A 15,826-nucleotide genomic window follows, 5' to 3' on the forward strand; every position below is an offset into this window, starting at 1 on the left:
TCCATCGGGGTCAGGTGGTGGGCAGGGTGAGGTCGGGCAGCAGGTCGGTGAGGAGGGCGCGGACCCGGGTGTCGAGGTCGTCGCGGATCGCGGCGATGCCGGCGGGTGAGGCCAGGGCGGGGTCGCCGACGAGCCAGTCCTCGTAGCGGATGCCGGGCAGGACCGGGCAGACGTCGCCGCAGCCCATCGTGACCACGACGTCGGCGGCGCGGACGGCGTCGTCGGTGAGAGGTTTCGGAAACGCATCCGTGGTGCCGAGATCGGCAAGTGCCTCACGAACCCCGGTGTGTACGTCCGCTGCGGGTGTCGACCCGGCCGACCGGACGGTGATGCGTTCGCCTGCGTAGTGGCGCACCAGCGCGGCGGCGAGCTGGGAGCGGCCGGCGTTCGCGACACAGACGAACAGCACTTGCGGGACCGAGTCTGTGGCGTCCCGGGTGGTGTCCGTCAGGCGCTGCCGGGCGAATCGTTCGGCGAGTGAGATCAGGTGCGCGGAGACCTTCGCCGTGCGGGCCAAGCTCGTGTAGGACTCCCGCACGATCCGTTGCACCACGTCGAAGTGAACGTCGGCGAAGGAGGCCGCGAGTTCGGCGGCCAGGCGATCGAGCACTGCGTCGGCGTCGTCCAGTCCACCGAGCACCGGCTGGCGATGTGGTGCTTCGAGCGCCGCGGGTGCGAACGAGTCCAGCAGGGTCGCGACGGCTCCTCGGTAGCCGGGTTCGATGCGGTACCAGACCCAGGTGCCGCGCCGCTCGGAGGTCAGGACACCGACGTCACGCAGCACTTTCAGGTGGTGGGAGACGGTCGGCTGGGACACGTCGGTCAGTGCCGCGAGGTCACACACGCAGGCCTCGCCGGCGGGTGCGGTCGCGATGAACGAGAGCATCCGCAACCGGAGCGGTTCGGCCAGGGCTTTCAACGTGGTCGCGACGGTGGTGGCGCTCTCGGTGGCGATCGCATGCGACTCGAGCTTGGGTGTGCAGTCCGGGTCGGTCACGTCGAACATGGACCGGACCGCGTCGGAGGTGGTCATGATCATGCCTCTTCCATGGGTGGTGTGCTGCCGGGGAGGGAGTTGGGGTCGGTGTGGAACAGGCGGCGGGCGAGCCAGAGCGAGACGTAGACGAGTCCAACCAGGACCGGGACCTCGATCAGGGGGCCGACCACACCGGCGAGGGCCTGCCCGGACGTCGCACCAAAGGTGCCGATCGCGACGGCGATCGCGAGCTCGAAGTTATTGCCCGCCGCGGTGAACGCAAGCGTCGTGGAGCGGGCGTACCCCAGACCCAGGGTCTTGCCGAGAGCGATCCCGATACCCCACATGAGCGCGAAGTAGACCAGCAGGGGCAGCGCGATACGGGCCACGTCCAGGGGGTTGGAGGTCACGGCCTCGCCCTGGAGGGCGAACAGCAGCACGATCGTGAACAGCAGCCCGTACAGCGCCCACGGCCCGATCCGGGGCACGAACGTGGCCTCGTACCAGTCGCGTCCCTTGGCGCGTTCGCCGATCCAGCGGGACGCGAAGCCCGCCAAGAGCGGGACCCCGAGGAAGACCAGGACGTTGAGCGCGATCTGTCCGACCGAGACGTCCAGGCCCTGGGTGTCCAGGCCGAGCCAGCCGGGCAGCACGCTCAGGTAGAAGTATCCGAGCAGCGAGAACGCGACGACTTGGAACACGGAGTTGATCGCCACGAGGACCGCGGCCGCCTCCCGGTCACCGCAGGCGAGGTCGTTCCAGATGACGACCATCGCGATGCAGCGGGCCAGGCCCACGATGATCAGTCCGGTCCGGTACTCCGGCAGGTCCGGCAGCAGTACCCAGGCCAGGGCGAACATCAGCGCGGGTCCGAGCAGCCAGTTCAGCGCCAGGGAGCTGATCAGGAGCTTCTTGTCGCCGGTGACGGCGCCGACCTTGTCGTAGCGGACCTTCGCCAGCACCGGGTACATCATCACCAGCAGGCCCAGCCCGATCGGAACGGAGATCCCCCCGACCTCCAGCGCCGTCAGCACGCCGGCGAGGCCCGGTACGAACCGGCCCAGGACCAGGCCGGCGACCATGGCCAGCCCGATCCAGACCGGCAGCCACCGGTCCAGCGTCGAGAGCCGGGGTGCTTGGGTGCGCGGCGTGCCGGGCGCCAGGACGGTCTCACTCACGCCAGGACCTCCTCGATCTCGGCGACCAGCACGTTCTTCGGGCGGGCGCCCACCACCGACTTCACGAGTTCGCCTCGGGAGTAGAAGTTCAGGGTCGGGATGGACACCACCCCGGCGTCCGCGACGGTCGCGGGGTTGGCGTCGGCGTCGAGCTTGGCGATGACCAGCCGCCCGGCATACTCGGCAGCGAGGGCCTCCAGGATCGGAGCGACCTGCCGGCACGGGCCGCACCACGTCGCCCAGATATCCACGAGCACCGGCACGGGCGAGCCCAGGACCACCTCGGCGAAGGTCTCATCGGTGACAGCGACGGTGTTCGTACTCATCGGGTTCTCCTCCACGGCCGGCACGAGCCGCACCTCTATATCGGTATGCGTCTATGTTGACACATGTCGATATAGCAGAGCAAGGGGACGGCCCAGCGTCGCTCGCGGCGAGGGGCGTGGGTGCGGCTAGCGCTGCTGCGCGGTGGCGCTGCTGGTGCTGGCGAGGCCGGCCGCCAGTTGCGTCAGGGCGTTCGGCTGGAGCGAGTAGTAGGCCCAGCGGCCACGCTGCTCACGGGCGAGAAGGCCGGCGTCGACGAGGATCTTGAGGTGATGGCTGACGGCCGGCTGGGCCAGGGCGACCGGTTCGGTGAGGTCGCACACGCAGGCCTCACCGTCCGGTTGTGCGGCGATGATCGCCAGGAGCTGGACGCGGGTGGGATCCGACAGTGCCTTGAACGCGTGCGCGACCTCGCGGGCCACCTCGGGGTCGAGCGCCGGAGCCACTGCCGGAGCGCAGCAGCCGATGTCCGCTGCCGCCGGTGCGATCTCGGTCGTCGTCATGGCCCCATCCTCCCACTGATTGACATTCTTCGATACGTGGGCCACGCTCGGTCTCATTGATGTTTCTCGATGCATGAGGAGTGGTGATGGCTGAGGTTGGGCGTAATGAACTGCCGGTCGTGGTGATCGGGGCGGGGCCAGTGGGGCTGGCGGCCGCGGCGCATCTGCTGGAACGCGGGCTTGAACCACTCGTCCTCGAGGCCGGAGACGGCCCCGGAGCCGCGGTCGCGTCGTGGGGGCAGGTCCGGTTGTTCTCGCCATGGCGCTACGACGTCGATGCCGCGGCGACCCGACTCCTGGCGCCGACCGGGTGGGTCGCCCCGGATCCGGATGCCCTGCCGACCGGCGCCGAACTCGTCGCGCACTACCTCGCACCGCTGGCCCGAACCGAAACGATCGCGCCCCGGCTGCGCACCCACACCCGGGTCGTGGCAGTGGCACGCGATGGCGCCGACAAGACCCGGAGCCTAGGTCGTGAGCGCCAGGGCTACCGCGTGCGCACCGTGGACTCCACCGGCACCGTCGTCGACGTCCTGGCCCGGGCAGTGATCGACGCCTCGGGCACCTACGGGCACTCCAACCCGTTGGGCGTGAGCGGCCTACCCGCAGCCGGCGAGGACCAGGCCGCCGAGTTCGTCACTGGCCCTCTGCCTGACGTGCTCGGAGCGGACCGGGCCCGGTTCGCGGGCCGGCACACCCTGGTCGTGGGCATGGGGCACTCGGCCGCGAACACCCTGCTGAGCCTGGTCGAGCTGGCCGCCGCGGACCCGGCCACCACGATCACCTGGGCGATCCGAGGGGGATCGGCTCGTCGCCTGTTCGGCGGCGGTACCGACGACGAACTCCCCGCACGTGGCCTGCTCGGTACCCGGCTCAAGGACGCGGTCGAGGCCGGGCAACTGCGGCTGCTCACCCGGGTCTCGATCGAGCACCTCGTGCCCGGCGAAGAGTCGGTCCGGGTGCTCGGGGCGTCCCGTGAGGGCGACCTCGACCTGAACGTGCACTCGATCGCGAACGCGACCGGATTCCGGCCCGACCTGGACATGCTGCGCGAAGTCCGTCTCGACCTCGACCCGGTGGTGGAGGCCCCGACCGCTCTCGCGCCGCTGATCGACCCGAACCAGCACTCCTGCGGCACCGTCCCCGCGCACGGGGAGCGCGTGCTGGCCCACCCCGACGACGGGTTCTACCTGGCCGGGATGAAGTCCTACGGCCGGGCACCGACATTCCTCCTGGCCACCGGATACGAACAGGTCCGCTCGATCGCCGCCGCCCTGGCCGGCGACCGAGCCGGAGCAGACACCGTCGAACTCGCCCTACCCGCAACCGGCGTCTGCTCCAGCGACCTCGCCCTAGAGGCAGACCAGCCAGGCGCGGCGACGTCCTCGTGCTGCGGGAGCGCACCCGCTGAACCCCAACTCGTAACCCTCGGCGTGGGTTCCGGTGCCGGCGTGGGGTTCGCCACCGGCGTCGCGCACGGCCGCTCCGGCGACGCCGCGGGCGCATGATCGCGCGCCACCGCCACCCGCGCTGACCTGCGCTTACTATTCGCCCCTGCCCCACGGGTGGAGGTGTAACTCCGGGGTGCGTCGCGGCGCGGTCCTGGTCGCGACGACCGCAGCGAGTCCCGCGGCGCCGGCCAGGATCGCGAAGGTCACCGGGTAGGAACCGGTCGCGTCAGTGAGTACGCCGGCGACCCACGGTGCCAGGGCCATCGCCAACGTGGCCGGTGCGTTCAGGATCCCGTACAGCGCGCCGAACCCCTCGGTGCCCCACCGGTCGCTGATGACGGTCGACTGCAACAGCGTGTACGCGCCGCGCACGACTCCCAGGCCGATGGCCGCGCCCACGAGCACCAACCCGGGCCCGGGAAGCAGACCCACGGCTGCGACCCCGGCACCGGCCAACGCGAGGATGGCGACCGCCCGCGAGACCGGCGTCGTTCCCCTCGCGAGTGGCGCGTAGGCCAGGCGACCCGCGAGCTGACCCGCGCCGGACAGGCCCAGAGCCCACGCGGCCGCAGTCGCCGACAGGCCACGCCAGGTCAGCATCGGAATCAGGTGGATGGTCGCGGCGAACATCGCGAACGCCCCCAGAGACGTCGCCACCGTGAGGGCGACGAACGCGCGTGATCGCGCAATAGCACGCGGGCCCTGGCCGGACCGGTCGCCCTGGTCGCGGGAGTGGCGGTGCGGCGGCCAGGGGGCACGAAGTCCAAGTGCGTGGGCCGGGATCGTGGTGAGGGCCAGTGCGGCTGCGAGGACGAGGTAGGTGTGGCGCCATCCGCTCTGCTCGAGCAGGGCCGCGGTGACCGGCGCGAAGATCGTGCTGGCCAGCCCAGCGACGAGCGTGACCGTCAACAGCGCCCGGTTGCGAGCCGGCCCGTACCAGCGCGTGATGGCAGTGAAGGCCGGTGCATACAGGACCATCGACTGCGCCAGCCCAGCGATGACCCACCCGGTCACGAACCACCCGAGGTTCGGCGCCCAGGCGATCACAACGACGGCACCGGTCGCGAGTACCGAGCCACCGGTCATCACCCATCGGGGCCCATGTCGGTCGATCACCCGCCCGACCGCTACGCCGGCACCGGCGGCCACCACCAGGGCGGCGGAGAACGCCACCAGGGTCGAGGTGGCGGGCCAGCCGGTGTCGGTCGTGATGGCCGGTAGTGCGACCGGGAAGGAGTAGTAGAGCACTCCCCAGCCCACGATCTGGGTCAGGCACAGCACCCCGAGGACACCCCGCGGCCCAGCCGGGGTCTGGCCTCCCGGGGCCGATCGCTGACGCAGTGGGGTCATGCCCGGGCGAGGGGGCGCGCCGAGCGTGCGTGGGCCACGACCGCCGCCGCGACATGGTCCGCATCCCGGTGCACCCCGCGCAAGGTGTTCGAGGAGAACGAGCGCTGCAGCTCAAGGCCCACATACCCCAGCCCCGGATGGGTGGTGGAAATCCCACCCCGGTGACGCGGCACGCCATCCACGTCGAGTGCGCCCAGCGCGTCCAGGTAGGCCAAGGCAGGTCGGTATCCCGTTGCCAGGACGAGCGCATCAACGAGCTCGCGCGAACCGTCCGACCAGACGACGTCGCCGTTCTCAATCTGAGCGAACATCGCACGCCGCTCCAGCCTTCCGGTCTCGATCGCGTCCCGGTAGGACCCGGGATCCAGCACCAAGGGTGCCCGCACCAGTCGCCGCAACCATGCCGGAGACAGCCGGTCGAACCCGGACAACCGGAACCAGAAGTGCAGATCCCGCCCGGCCAGGCGCTGCGCGGCGAATGTGACCGGCTCGCGAGTCGCCAGCGTGAGGCGGGCGACGTCATTGAGCTCGCGGGCGATCTGCACCCCCGAGTTCCCACCTCCGACCACGACGACCCGCTGCCCGGCGAAGGCTGAGGGTTCCCGGTAAGCGGCCGAGTGCACCACCCGGCCCTCGTAGCCCTCCATGCCCGGCAGGGCGGGAACAACCGGATTCGCGAAGGATCCCGTCGCCGCGATCACCGCGCTCCCTGTGAACTCTTCACCCTCCGAACTGCGCACCAGGAACGCTGACCCCGCCCGCTCGACCGTCGACACTCGTGTCCCGGTGCGGACCTCCACGCCCAGGTGCGCCGCATAGCGTGCGAGATGGTCCACCACCTCGTTCCGCGTTGGATAGCGATCCGGGTCACCCCCGAACAGGAATCCGGGGGAGGCGCTGTAACGCGCCGGGGAGAACAGGCGCAGGCTGTCGTAGTACGAGGGCCATGAGCCCACCGGCCGTTCACCGGCCTCGAGCACCAGCGGCTCAAGGCCCCGGTCACGCACGGCTCGGGCCGCAGCCAACCCGGACTGGCCGGCACCGATGATGATCACAGGCAGCGCTGAGGACGAGGTCATGCCGATAACGTATCGAAGTATTGCGATCTGTCAATATGTCGATGTGACGCGGTATCCTCGCAGGCATGAGCCCCTCGCCGATCGCTCCGCGGCCCACCGCAGACGCTCAGGGCGGCCTCTCGCCATCAACCCATAACTTCCTTACCGCCCTGGCTAGCCCGACCCGCCAGCGCATCATGCTGCTCTTCGCCTCCGGCGCCGAACTCTCCGTCGGCGAGATCGCCGAACGCGCCGGAATCGGACAATCCACCGCCTCCCACCAACTCCAACTCCTGCGCCGTGGGGGCATCGTGACGCCCCGACGCGACGGCAAGGTCGTGCTGTACCGGGCCGACCGCGACGGCATGAGCCAAGCACTCGGCGACCTCCAGGACTACCTCAAGGTGTGCTGCTGAACCCACCAACGAGCCCAACTCTGCATCCTGAAGGAGTTGCGGACCTACGCACGGGATGGGGCACGGCGGTAGCGTCGGACCTGTGGAATCGGTGGTCGATGTGCTCATCGTGGGTGCTGGCCCAACGGGGTTGACACTCGCCGCAGAGTTGCGTGCCCACGGTGTCAGCTTCCGGATCGTCGACCGGGCCCCGGCCGCGGTGCATCAGTCGCGGGCGCTTGCCATCCAGGCTCGAACCCTGGAGGTCCTCGCCCGTCTGGGCGTATCCCAGGCGCTGGTCGCCGCCGGAGATCCCGCCACGGTCCTGCTGCTACATTCCACGAAGCGCACCACGCAGGTGAAACTGTTCGGGGAAGGTCTCGATCAGACCGCGTACCCGTTCTTGTTGTTCCTCTCCCAGGCCGAGACTGAGCGGATCCTTCTGGGCCGGCTCACCGACAGTGGGGTAGAGGTCGAACGTGATGTCGAGGTGCTCCACCTCACCCAGTCCGGCATTGACGTCACCTGTACGGCTCGGACGGCGCGGGGTCAAGCGCAGATCGGTGCACGGTATGTCGTGGGGTGCGACGGGGCACACAGCGTCGTTCGACACGGCAGCGGGATCGGCTTCTGTGGGACGGCGTTTCCGCAGACCTTCGTGATCGCGGACCTCGAGGCAGACGGCCTGGAGGCCGGGCGCATTCATGTCTACCTGAGCGAGGCGGGGATGATGTTCTTCTTCCCGCTGGGTTCGCCCGCAACCTGGCGGATCCTCGCCATGGCTCCCCAGTGTGACCGTGCCGCCGAGCCCACGCTGGAATCGGTACAGGGCCTCGTCCAGCATTACACCCACGACACAGTGGTGCTTCACGACCCGGTGTGGCTGACGAACTTCTCCGTCCAGAGCCGGCGGGCCGATCAATTCCGCGCGGGCCGTGTGCTACTGGCCGGCGACGCCGCCCACATCCACAGCCCGGCTGGGGCGCAGGGAATGAACACCGGTATCCAGGATGCGGTGAACCTGGGCTGGAAGCTCGCGAGGGTCTGCGGCGGGCTGGCGGCAGCCGATCTGTTGGACAGTTACGAACAAGAACGGCTACCGGTCGCCGACTCGGTTCTGAGGATGACCAACCGGGCCTTTCGCGTGGCGACCTCCAGCAACCCTGTCCTGCGGTATGTGCGCCCTCGGGTCGTAGCGGTCGCCGCACCCTTGGTGCTCCGCTTGGGAGTGCTGCGCAAGGTCGGCTTCCGGGCCATTTCCCAGCTGGGCATCCGCTACCGCGACAGCCCGCTCTCCGTCGAGGGCCACCGCCGACTGCGTCGTGGCCCGCACGCTGGCGACCGCCTCCCTGACGCCCCCATCACCGTTGACGGAACGCGGAGCACACTCCACGCCGAGCTTTCCCCAACGCAGATCAACCTGCTGCTGTGCGGGCCGGTCGACAGCTGGACCGAGCAGGTGTCCGCCGACGAATGGCCTGGTGTCCGGATCGTGCGGCTGAACACAACCGGGGGGAGTGGCGTCTGGGGCGACCCGACCGGCTTGGCTCTGCGCCGCCTCGGTCTGCGAACCCGCGACCCGGTCCACTACGCGGTCCGGCCCGACGGATACATCGGGTACCGCGCTGGCGGCACCGACCTCACCGGATTCCGCGCATACCTGCGGGCCGTGCACGACGCACCGCCGAGCCACAGCACCGAACCCGGCCGCAACCCTGAGACAACTCCGGACCCGGGCTCCAGCCCGGGGTAGAAACTGCGCCGTGCCCGCAGGCGCCGCCCGACCCAACTCGTCCACCGCCCGCCAGTCATCACAGGCGGCAGCCGTGGACTGAACGCCCGAGACCCCATCCCCGCTTGAGGATCCCGTCACGGGACGGGCTGCGTGCTGCTTCCCGCCTCGTCGCGACTGATCGCCAGCGACACGGACGTAAACGTCCACTGACAGATGGATGAGACCACTGACACCTCACTGTCAGAGGGGTGAGACCACCACCAACTTCGCCCGCGGTGCGTCTGACCTGCGCCTACATCGAGCGCCGAGGTGACACCTGTCTCAGCAAGCTGTCCGAGTCTTCGGTGTCGGTCGGGCTTGTAGTCCGTACCCAAGTACAGGTTTACCGTTGTCGCATGGCATTTGAGATCCCCGACGCATGTACTCTCCCGACCGCGGAGCGACCGGTCCGGTTGGCTGAGTTCGACGAACTCCTGACAGGCCCGGTGCGCAGCGCCGATCGCGAGTCGCCCACACGCCTCACGCTGCGCCTGCACAGCAGCGACGATGACCTCGAGGAGATCACTCGCGATCTCGCCGCCCGCGAGGCGCAGTGCTGCTCATTCTTCGGCTTCACAGTCGCCGCAGACGGCTCTGACGTTGTGCTCGGCATCGAGGTCCCGCCGCAGCACACGTCGATCCTAGACTCGCTGCAGGCGCGATCCGGGGTGATCGAGTGAGTCTGCGCAGCGGCCAGGTCGCGGAGCGCGCCGGCGTCAACGTGGAGACCTTGCGTTACTACGAGCGGCGCGGGTTGATCGCGGCGCCCGTGCGCAGCCTGGGCGGGCACCGCACCTACTCCGAGGACACCGTGGCGCTGCTGCGGGTCATCAAGGCGGCGCAACGGCTCGGTTTCACCCTCGACGAGGTGGCTGAGCTCCTGGACGCCGGTAGCCGCCGGCACCCGCCGCCCGACCTACGCACGCGCGCCGTGGCGAAGATCGAGGAGATCGAGCAGAGGATGACCGATCTCGCCACGATCCGTGCGTCCCTGCAGCAGGTCGTCGATGCCCGCTGCGACAGCCTGACCGGCTGCACGTGCGTGGACTGCCCGATTCCTTACGCCGACCTCGCACGCACAGGTGGGGCCACACCGTGAGCTCCGTCCGATGAACGCCGCCCACGAAAAGGTGGTGCTCGACCTCGTGCGGGTGGTGATGGTCGGCGGTGATCTGAACGACCTCGAGCGGTTCTATGTCCCCCGAATGGTGCCAGTGGCCCGGGGGTGGATCGAGCCGTTTCGCGCCGCGTTCCCCGACGTTGATATGACGACCGTGCACATGGTCTCCGACGAGTCCGCCCTTGCGGCACGGTTCCGGTGCTCGGGCACGCACCTGGGGCCCTGGCGCGGGCACCCGCCGACCGGCCGACGGTTCGAGAATGTCGACGAGGCGTACTTCTTCACCTTCCGCGGCGACCTGATCGAGCGAGCCTGGGGCGTGGAGGACACGCTCGACCGGTTCCGGCAACTGCGGCTAGACCCACGGTGATGCTGCCGGACGTGCGGGCATAAGCCGGGGGATGAGCCGCACGTAGACCACCATCCCGACCAGTTCGACGAGGGTTTGCGTGACGACCACGAGGGCGGCGATCTCCAGTGGTTCGGGAAGCGCGAGTGCCAGTGGCAGCACCACGAGGGAGTTGCGCGTTGCGCCGCTGAACACGACCGCTCGCGATGCCGGGACGTCGAGCCGTGCGAACCGGGCGGCGAGGATGCCGAGTGGCACCATCACCACCAGGAAGGCGACGTAGATCGGCACGACGAGCAGTAGCGTGCTCAGCTGGGAGCCGATGCCGGCTATCTGGGATGCGACCACCACGGCGAGGGTGAGCATCATCAGTGGCACCATCAGGCCAAGCGCCGTCTCTTTCAGGACCTGCCCGGCCCGGCTGTGGCGCGCCCACCACTGTGTGAGGCCGGCGGCCGCGAGCGGGATCACGATCAGGAATCCGAACGCCTCGCCGAACGGGGCGAGTTCGATCAGCCCCACGGTGTCCGGGCCGACGAACAGCAGCAGGTACACCGGTAGCAGGAGTATCTGGCCGAGCATCAGCCGCGGCGCCGCGGCGAGCAGCCGCGCACTCGCGCCGCCAGCGATGCCGGAGAACACGATCACGTAGTCGATGCATGGCGTCAGCAGCACCAGCAGCACGCCGAGCAGCACCGCCTCATCTGCGGACACGAACCGCGAGAGCCCGAACACGACAGCCGGGACGATCACGAAGTTCAACACGAGCACGGTTGCGAGGAACCGCAGATCGCGCACCGCAGCGCCGATCGCCGCGAACGGAACCCCCAAGAAGGTCGCGTAGAGCAGGAGCCCGAGCACCGGATTGATCGTCCGAGCCAACGGCGGGCCGGCCGCTGGGGCGGCGAGCCCGACGATCCCGGCCAGCATGATCGCGCCCAGATACAGCGGGACCTGCCACCGCCCCATCCACGTGACCGCCGAACTCATGCTGCGAGCCTACGGACCGGAGAGGGTGCCCCGGCCAAGTCAGCACGCATCCGCCCGCGTCGTCGTGACCACGTCACCGGCGAAGTTGCAGCATCGGAGAATGACGTCCCGTCCGCCCACGTGGCCATCTGCCCGCCTGACAGATGCGCGAGAAATCTGACACGCCCCTGACAACAAGGCGAGAAGTGGCCACCTTGGACGAGAACCTACACACTCGGTTTCAAGTTGCCGGATCTTCTCCAGCCGGAACCCGCTCCAGTGGTCCACCTGGCCGCTCGGGCCGGTGCGTACGGTCACCGGTGCTTGCCGGTGGCCGAGCTCATCGCGCACGTACGCCAGGGCGCCGGGGTTTGATGCCAGGTCGACCTCTTCGAACTCGACGCCCGCTGCGCGCATCCGCAGCTTGGCCGCGTAGCACGCCGTGCAGTCTGGGCTGGTGTAGATCGTCACGGTGCTCATCGCCGTCCTCCGGTCTCGGTCTCACTCAGTTCGTTCTCGGGGTGGGTGTGGGGCCAGGTCCAGCGGCCCACGCGCTGGGGTAGTTCGGGCATGGACTCATCACCCTCGCCGTAACTGCGCAGCCGGTCCGCGGTCGCCTGCCCGCTTTGGCCGATCAGTTCGTGGTACCCGCGGCTGGCGCACCCAGCCGCGGAGTTGTTGTCCGCCAGGCGGCGGCGCTGGTAGTCGAGATAGAGCAGCCACTGCACCGGGCCGCCGGGGTTGTCCTTGCTGTGCAGGGACGTGTACGCCATCGCCAGTGCCGACATCTCCACGACGATGTCCGGGTGGCGCACCCAGCAGGCTGGGAGCAGCTTGCGGTCCCAGCGCCACACCGCGATCACCCACTCCGTGAACGTGATCGTGAACGCCAGCGCCTCCTCGCGCATCAGTCGGGTCGAGCGCGCCCACCAGAACGGTGCCGGGACCCTGACCGGGGCGGCCAGGATCTCGCGCTCATCCGCGTCGGGCAGGTCCTCGCCCCAGATCGCCTCAAGCGGGGCGCCCTGCTGCCAGGGATCCCCCGGCCCACTCATTGCTGCCTGGCCCCGCGGTCCTCGACGGACCCTTCGCCGGCCATCGAGTTGGAGGGGTATGCCTCGGCCAGGTGCTCGCCGGTGCGGGGGTGGGCGTTGTGCCAGGCCTTGGAGGCGTGTACTCGGTGCGCCCAGGGCCGCTCTGGCCACGGGATGGTGGTCACCACCATGGGGCGCAGGCGTCCCTGAACCATGAGCAGCACCCGTTCGGGCAGGCGCCGCAGTTCATCGACGCTGACCAGGGCCTTGTCTCGCTCACCGTCCTGCAGCGAGGGGGTCAGCGCGCCGGCGAGCCCGCCGCCCCAGGTTCGCGAGGCCGTGCTGACCGTCTGGTCCCCGAGCAGCTCGGACAGCTCCTTCAGGTCGGCGTGGTCCGAGCCCCCGCCCAGCAACAAGATGGTGCTGTTCTCCCACAGTGAGCGTTCGGTGTCGGTGCCGTAGGCGTCCCGGGCCTGGGAGCGGGACTGGAATCCCATCACCACGTAGAGGCCCTCACCAGATCCTGCGGCCACCGCCAGCGGCAGGCCCGGCCAGGGGTGGATGTTCGCGATCTCGTCCAGGACCAGCCCACACGGGGGGTCCTGACGGCCCTCGTTGCCGGGTTGTTGGGACATCGTGCGCACGGCCTGGGCGATGTCGTCGAGCACCAGGGAGAAGAACGCTCCGACGCTGCCGCCGGTGGCAGCGGTGTCGCGCCAGCGGGAGATCATGTAGATCGTCCCGGACGAGCGCAGGAACGCCGCGGGGTCGAACGCCTCGCCGGGGCCGACGTCGAACACCGCACGGACACTGGGCACGTCGAGTGCCTTGAACGCGGACTCGACACCGAACCACTTGTTCGAGCGCATCTTGGCGTCCTCGGCCTGGATCGCGGCGATCGTCTCCGACCAGTTCGACTCCGGGGAGTAGCGCTCCAGCAGCGAGACCACCTCGCGGGCGATCTCCGGGGACGTCGACCACCGGTGCACGTCCTGGGCGCGGCGCCCGGAGACGGCAGCGGCGTGCAGCAGGCACTGCACGATCCCGCCGGCGCTGGTCGCCCACACCTGGTTCTCACCGGTGAACCCGACCTTGGCCACCAGCACGCCGGCGCGGCGCTGGGCCACCGCCGGGTCCTCGCACCCGGCGAGCACGTCCCACCGCAGCGTCGTGGCCCGCCCGGACACCCCTTCCGGGTCGAACACGTACACCGGACCGGCCTGCGCCCGGGCGGCAATCGTGGCCTCCATGTTGTCCGCGCGCGTGGACGTGGTCACGACCGATCCGGGTGCCTCCATGATCGCTGAGATCAACACGGTCAACCCCTTGCCGGACCGGGCCGGGCCCGCGAGATACACGGGCACGTCGATGGCCGCGCACACCGGCTCGGTGCGGGAGGTCCCCACCAGCCAGGACAGTTCCCTGGCGCGCACGGGTTCCCGCGTCTGTGTCCTGGTCGCGGCCAGGGCCGGGCGCAGTTGCCCGGCACGGCGCACCAGGGCGGCATCGGCGACGGTGCGGCGGACCTCCTCCACGGTCGCGATCCCTGGCCTGCTCAGCAGCAGGTGGTGGTCGCGGCGCGGGCTGGTCCGGTAGGCCCACCAGGCCCGCACGATCACGAACCAGGCCGCTGCCCACCCCACCCAGCCAAGGGCCGCGACCACACCCAGGCTCGCCGAGCCGGTCGCGACCGACAGCACGATCATCACCACCCCGATCAGGGCCGTCATCCCTGCCCCGGCGAGCAAGGACTTGTCCCGCACGCTGGTCAGCAGCCGGTAGGGCCAGACGTAGGCACCCAGCGAGCCCAACCCGGTGGCGGGCGCGCCCGCGGGCGGCTGCGTGGCATCACGGGTCGGCGCCTCGGCCCGCTCCGGCGCCTCGACGGTGGGGACTGGCAACAGCATCTGAGCATCTCCCTCTACTTGTGGCGGGCCGGCTCAGCCGGCCCTGCCCGCGGAGTTGTCGAACAACACGTGCGAGGTCGGCACCGTCTCGGAGTGCACGAGGACCGACATCTGCTCCCCGAGGCGCCACAGCCCGACATGGGGGCTCAGGCTCGCGACGGTGGCCAGTTCGTCATCGGTGGGCTGGACGAACTCCCTGAACAGGGCCAGCGCCGCCGGTGATTGCCGGTAGACAAGTTTGATCGGTGACTTGGAGATGATGCCGCGCACCAGTTCCCGATGCGCGCCGTCGTCGGCCATCTGTCCGATGTCGTTGAGCTCGTGGAAGATCAGCCAGTTCGAGCAGCGCCACAAGCCGGTCATGCGCAACCGGGTGTCGATCGCCTGGGCGGAGTAGCGGTTGCGCAGCTTCGCCCAGGCCTCCTCCTCCAACACGATGCGGAACCGCCCGTCCTGGCACGCCAGCAGGGCGTCCACCCAGGCGCCGATGCACGCCGAGGCGATCGCCTTGGTGACCGGGTCGGCGCCCAGCAGCATCGAGGTGTCGATGCAGATCATCGGGCTGGCCGGGTCCAGGACCGTGCTGGTTTCGGTGTCGACCATCCCCGCCAACGGGCCGGAGATCAGACGCCGCAGCACCAGGTGCAGCACCCCGGGCGCCTGCGCACCCACCAGGCGCACCAGGTCTCCCGGCGGGTCGTCGAGGTAGTCCACCACCCCCGGAATGCTGGCCCGGCACTGCCCAGTCTCGATCGCGTCGACGACAGCGTCGATGCACGGCTCCTCATCCTCGGTGAACGCCTTGCCGGACCGCAGGATCGAGACGATCTGCCGCAGGATGTTGCCCCGGTGGGCGGCAAGCATCTTGCCCGACGCACCCGGCGAGGAGGTGGCCCGTGCGGTCGGGGCCGCAAGGGGATTCATCTTGGTGCCGGCGGCGGGCCCGGCGCGCAGGACCTGCCCACCCACCGCCTCCGCGAGGGCGGCCCATTCGCCCTTGGGGTCCTCCTCGACGATGACGTGCCGGCCGTAGCCGATCAGGCGAAGGGCTGCCGTCTGCAGGGCGTAGGTCTTGCCCGAGCCCATCGTCCCCCACGCGCACAGTCCGACCGAGTCCACCAGGTCGGCCCGGTACAAATCCCACGGGTCCATCCGGATGACCATCTCGTCCCACGGGCTCACCCCCTGGGCCGGGCCCTTGAGCAGCTCGGTATCGGCCGCCACGAACGGGGTCAGCACGCCCGCGTCCACCGATGAGGCGATGTGCATCGGGGTCCTCGCACCGATCGGGGACCACATCGCCTCCCGCAGCCGACCCCACCGGCCGCCCAGGTCCACATACGGCAGATCCTCATCCTCCTCCCGGGCCCGTCCTCGGCGCGGCGCAGCCTGCGGGCGGGTGGCACGGGTGAGGGTCCGCAGTTGGGCACGCATGGCC

General features: G+C 69.7%; 17 protein-coding genes. 6 read left to right on the plus strand and 11 right to left on the minus strand.

Features of this window, described 5'->3' with window-relative positions; translation table 11 throughout:
* Positions 1 to 10 precede the first annotated feature (10 nt).
* The 4 genes from HALOF300_RS11240 to HALOF300_RS11255 all read right to left on the minus strand — a co-directional run bounded on the left by HALOF300_RS11240 (position 11) and on the right by HALOF300_RS11255 (position 2,981).
* Positions 11 to 1,033: a metalloregulator ArsR/SmtB family transcription factor gene (locus HALOF300_RS11240; protein ID WP_408636819.1), complete on the minus strand. Its 1,023-nt coding sequence runs from the start codon at positions 1,031 to 1,033 to the stop codon at positions 11 to 13.
* Positions 1,034 to 1,035: 2 nt separating this feature from the next.
* Positions 1,036 to 2,154, minus strand: a complete 1,119-nt coding sequence (gene arsB / locus HALOF300_RS11245) for an ACR3 family arsenite efflux transporter (RefSeq protein ID WP_156741031.1) — start codon at positions 2,152 to 2,154, stop codon at positions 1,036 to 1,038.
* Positions 2,151 to 2,480 carry a thioredoxin gene (gene trxA / locus HALOF300_RS11250; protein ID WP_156741032.1) on the minus strand — a complete coding sequence of 110 codons (330 nt, stop codon included), beginning with the start codon at positions 2,478 to 2,480 and terminating at the stop codon, positions 2,151 to 2,153. Before trxA ends, arsB begins: the two co-directional genes overlap by 4 nt.
* 126 nt (positions 2,481 to 2,606) lie before the next feature.
* Positions 2,607 to 2,981 (minus strand): ArsR/SmtB family transcription factor, encoded by a 375-nt coding sequence (locus HALOF300_RS11255; protein ID WP_156741033.1) that lies wholly within the window; start codon positions 2,979 to 2,981, stop codon positions 2,607 to 2,609.
* Between the two features lie 86 nt (positions 2,982 to 3,067).
* On the opposite strand from HALOF300_RS11255, the gene HALOF300_RS11260 reads away from it, so the two are divergent.
* Positions 3,068 to 4,489, plus strand: coding sequence for an FAD-dependent oxidoreductase (locus tag HALOF300_RS11260; RefSeq protein ID WP_156741034.1), 1,422 nt, complete (start codon positions 3,068 to 3,070; stop codon positions 4,487 to 4,489).
* Between the two features lie 36 nt (positions 4,490 to 4,525).
* On the opposite strand, the gene HALOF300_RS11265 is transcribed toward HALOF300_RS11260, so the two are convergent.
* Together HALOF300_RS11265 and HALOF300_RS11270 are read right to left on the minus strand one after the other, a co-directional pair.
* Positions 4,526 to 5,713, minus strand: coding sequence for an MFS transporter (locus HALOF300_RS11265; RefSeq protein ID WP_197522482.1), 1,188 nt, complete (start codon positions 5,711 to 5,713; stop codon positions 4,526 to 4,528).
* Positions 5,714 to 5,778: 65 nt separating this feature from the next.
* Positions 5,779 to 6,861, minus strand: coding sequence for a flavin-containing monooxygenase (locus HALOF300_RS11270; protein ID WP_156741036.1), 1,083 nt, complete (start codon positions 6,859 to 6,861; stop codon positions 5,779 to 5,781).
* A gap of 65 nt (positions 6,862 to 6,926) precedes the next feature.
* On the opposite strand from HALOF300_RS11270, the gene HALOF300_RS11275 reads away from it, so the two are divergent.
* The 5 genes from HALOF300_RS11275 to HALOF300_RS11295 all read left to right on the plus strand — a co-directional run bounded on the left by HALOF300_RS11275 (position 6,927) and on the right by HALOF300_RS11295 (position 10,499).
* Positions 6,927 to 7,256, plus strand: a complete 330-nt coding sequence (locus HALOF300_RS11275) for an ArsR/SmtB family transcription factor (RefSeq protein WP_156741037.1) — start codon at positions 6,927 to 6,929, stop codon at positions 7,254 to 7,256.
* An 82-nt stretch (positions 7,257 to 7,338) separates the two neighbouring features.
* Positions 7,339 to 8,988 carry an FAD-dependent monooxygenase gene (locus tag HALOF300_RS11280; RefSeq protein ID WP_197522483.1) on the plus strand — a complete coding sequence of 550 codons (1,650 nt, stop codon included), beginning with the start codon at positions 7,339 to 7,341 and terminating at the stop codon, positions 8,986 to 8,988.
* A gap of 377 nt (positions 8,989 to 9,365) precedes the next feature.
* Positions 9,366 to 9,689, plus strand: a complete 324-nt coding sequence (locus tag HALOF300_RS11285; protein ID WP_156741039.1) for a hypothetical protein — start codon at positions 9,366 to 9,368, stop codon at positions 9,687 to 9,689.
* Positions 9,686 to 10,108, plus strand: a complete 423-nt coding sequence (locus HALOF300_RS11290; protein WP_197522484.1) for a MerR family transcriptional regulator — start codon at positions 9,686 to 9,688, stop codon at positions 10,106 to 10,108. The genes HALOF300_RS11285 and HALOF300_RS11290 overlap by 4 nt, the downstream gene beginning before the upstream one ends.
* A 10-nt stretch (positions 10,109 to 10,118) precedes the next feature.
* The gene (locus tag HALOF300_RS11295) at positions 10,119 to 10,499 is read left to right on the plus strand and encodes an ester cyclase (RefSeq protein WP_156741040.1); all 381 of its coding nucleotides are present in this window, start codon (positions 10,119 to 10,121) and stop codon (positions 10,497 to 10,499) included.
* Here HALOF300_RS11295 and HALOF300_RS11300 read toward each other — a convergent pair.
* From HALOF300_RS11300 to HALOF300_RS26995, 5 genes are all read right to left on the minus strand, one after another.
* Positions 10,485 to 11,468: an arsenic resistance protein gene (locus HALOF300_RS11300; protein WP_231955271.1), complete on the minus strand. Its 984-nt coding sequence runs from the start codon at positions 11,466 to 11,468 to the stop codon at positions 10,485 to 10,487. The genes HALOF300_RS11295 and HALOF300_RS11300 overlap by 15 nt on opposite strands.
* 39 nt (positions 11,469 to 11,507) lie before the next feature.
* A complete protein-coding gene (locus HALOF300_RS11305) occupies positions 11,508 to 11,927 on the minus strand; it encodes a glutaredoxin domain-containing protein (protein WP_156741041.1) in 420 nt (139 codons plus the stop codon).
* On the minus strand, positions 11,924 to 12,502 hold the full coding sequence (locus HALOF300_RS11310) for a hypothetical protein (protein WP_156741042.1): 579 nt from the start codon (positions 12,500 to 12,502) through the stop codon (positions 11,924 to 11,926). Before HALOF300_RS11310 ends, HALOF300_RS11305 begins: the two co-directional genes overlap by 4 nt.
* Positions 12,499 to 14,388: a type IV secretory system conjugative DNA transfer family protein gene (locus HALOF300_RS11315; protein ID WP_156741043.1), complete on the minus strand. Its 1,890-nt coding sequence runs from the start codon at positions 14,386 to 14,388 to the stop codon at positions 12,499 to 12,501. Before HALOF300_RS11315 ends, HALOF300_RS11310 begins: the two co-directional genes overlap by 4 nt.
* 33 nt (positions 14,389 to 14,421) lie before the next feature.
* The coding region (locus HALOF300_RS26995; protein WP_197522485.1) for a hypothetical protein at positions 14,422 to 15,826 on the minus strand (1,405 nt) is incomplete at its 5' end.

The organism is Occultella aeris (assembly GCF_902703175.1).
GTDB classification, from domain to species: Bacteria; Actinomycetota; Actinomycetes; order Actinomycetales; family Beutenbergiaceae; genus Occultella; species Occultella aeris.